The following is a 393-nucleotide window of genomic DNA, read 5'->3' on the forward strand; positions in this document are numbered from 1 at the left end:
TGAATCAACTTTTCCATAATATGGATCATTTGTAAAATCGATAGCAAACTCATACTTTTTTTCTGGTTTCAGAGTACCGACAGAACTGTGAAGAAGAATATTCTCATTTGCCTGGATAAGTTCTTCAAGACTTAGTTTCCTGAGATGATATCTCAAAGATGTCTCACATGGAATCTCTTGATAGTGTTTTGACGCAGAATGAACCGAACTCTTATCCACTGCCATACACATGGCAGTGTAAAATAGATCTTTAGAGCTAAGTGAACCGTTTATCCTGATGTCGATATTTTCTAGAAGTGGTTTAAGAGCAGCATCAATACACTGTTTTGGTCTTAATTCAACCTTCTCACATGTCCTTGAATTGGATGGTGGAAATGACATATGGCGGCGTTC

Annotated in this window: 1 pseudogene; it reads right to left on the reverse strand. The window is 37.4% G+C overall.

Annotation, left to right across the window (positions count from 1 at the left end):
- Window positions 1-393 (reverse strand): annotated as a pseudogene (locus CI957_RS10425) (ISH3 family transposase); the annotation flags it as partial.

This window comes from Methanohalophilus sp. WG1-DM, from assembly GCF_004104135.1.
Lineage (GTDB): Archaea > Halobacteriota > Methanosarcinia > Methanosarcinales > Methanosarcinaceae > Methanohalophilus > Methanohalophilus euhalobius.